This window comes from Micromonospora sp. NPDC051296 (assembly GCF_040682255.1).
Taxonomy (GTDB): domain Bacteria; phylum Actinomycetota; class Actinomycetes; order Mycobacteriales; family Micromonosporaceae; genus Micromonospora; species Micromonospora craterilacus.
This window is the reverse complement of record NZ_JBFBAO010000627.1, coordinates 1-1835: the sequence shown is the minus strand read 5'-3', so window position 1 is coordinate 1835 and position 1835 is coordinate 1. Positions and strand designations below refer to the sequence as shown.

2 protein-coding genes are annotated in these 1835 nt (G+C 73.3%); both read right to left on the bottom strand.

Going from position 1 to position 1835, the window contains the following annotated elements; all coding sequences use genetic code 11:
• Positions 1-596 (bottom strand): hypothetical protein (locus tag AB0M52_RS33650; protein WP_363961896.1); only part of this gene is annotated, 596 nt, incomplete at its 3' end.
• A gap of 66 nt (positions 597-662) precedes the next feature.
• On the bottom strand, positions 663-1835 hold a 1173-nt coding region (locus AB0M52_RS33645), incomplete at its 5' end, for a glycosyltransferase (protein ID WP_363961894.1).

Below are 1835 nucleotides of genomic sequence, written 5' to 3'. Positions count from 1 at the left end.
TCCACCCCGTTGGGGGCGAGGACGACGTCGCGGGCCCACCCGCGCAGCACGTCCAGATCCGGCTGGGAGAGCGCGACGCAGAGGGCGGCGCGGGCAGCGACCCGGGGCTCCCAGAATGCGGCCTTGGCCGCCTCGGCACGGCGGGCCAGCCGTTGCCACCCCTGTGCCGAGGTGACCAGCGTCTGGAGGCGGCGGCTCTCGATGTTGGCGAACTCGACGATGTTCGGTATCTGCCGGGACGCCGGCGGCCCCCACGCCGCCAGGTAGGAATGGGACCAGTACACCGCGTCGGGCCGGAACTCGGCGCACAGCGCGTCGAGGGTGCCGGCGACCGGCACCAGGTAGTGCCCGCCGAGGTGGGGCCGGCCGGACGTCCGGGTGCGCACCGCCGACGGCGCAGACCAGGGCAGCGGGCGGGTCTCGACCGGCGGGTCGGGCTGCCGTTTGCCGTGGTCGGGGAAGGTGACCAGCACCTCGGCGTGCCGGCTCAGGGCCTCGGCCACCCGGGCGGTACGGAGCCGCCCGCCGTGATGTGCCGGCCAGGGCGGTTCGACGCTGACCACCAGCACCCTGTTCAGGCCCGCACGCTCGCTCACGTCTGAACCACCCCACACCCCCGTGTGCGACCGCGCCGCGGTCGACTCTCGTTGCTCATGGCCCCGCTATCGTCCACCGGCCAACTCGGTCTCCAGCAGCGTGCGCAGCACCGCGCCCCGGCCCTCCCAGCCATGCTCCGCCGCACTCGTCATCCGGTCGGTCAGCACGGTGTCGGTGAGCGGCTGGAGCAGCTCCACCAGGCGAGCCGCGAAGTCGTCGCCCTCGGCCACCGTCACGTGCGAATTGGTACGGGCCAGCTCGGTCACCGACGGCAGCCCGGTGCTCAGTACCGCCAGGCCCGAGGACAGGTACTCGAAGCACTTCAGTGGACTGACGCCCCGGGTGTAGTCGTTGATCGCGTACGGGATGAGCCCCACCGCGCAGGTGCCGGCGACCTCGGCCAGTTGGGCGGGCGTGAGAACGCCGAGGTGACGGGCACCGAGTTCCTCGAGGCGCCGCAGCTCCGCGTCGAAGCTGCCGCCACCGGCCGCGAGTGGACCGGCCAGCAGCAGCTCGCCCCGCCCGCGCAGGGCGGTGGCGACCGACTCGAGGAGTCGCAGGTCGAGCTTGTGGACGGTGAGGTTCCCGGAAAAGAGTACGGCGGGGCGGCGCTCGGTCGCCGGCCTGCTCGCCCCGGTGAAGACCGACACGTCCGCGACGTTCGGCAGCAGCTCGATCCGGGGGAAACCGGCGGCGGCAAGGTGTACCCGGACGGCTTCGCTGGTCGCGATGGCGACGGCGGTGCGCGACGACAGGGACCGCTCGCCGCGGCCCACCGCGACGCCGTCCACTCCGGGGAACGTCGCCAGCAGGTCCACACAGTGGTAGATCACGAGGTCCGCGGCGGCCTCCAGGCCGTACGTGACCGGCGTGAACGTCCAGAGCACCCGTGGACGTGGGCTGGCGAGCCAGTCCCCGGTGGCGCGGCGGAGCAGGGCCCGGTTGAGCGGGAGCACCGGCCTCCGGTGCACCGGCAGCACAAGCGGCGACACGATCTGCGCCCCGGCCGGCCGGGGTCGGTGCGCCGGGGTCTCCCCCCGGTCGCCGAACGCCCTGCGGACTCGCGAGGCCATCCGGACGACGTCGTCCCGCCGGAGCTTGGGCCGACGCAGGCCCAGTGACTCGACGAACGTCACCTTGGTGGTGCGGGCGAGTTCCCGCGCGACGTAGTGCTGGTTGGTCGCGATCGGGGAGTCCCACTCGGCCGTGCCCAACATCAGCACGTTCGGGACCGGGAC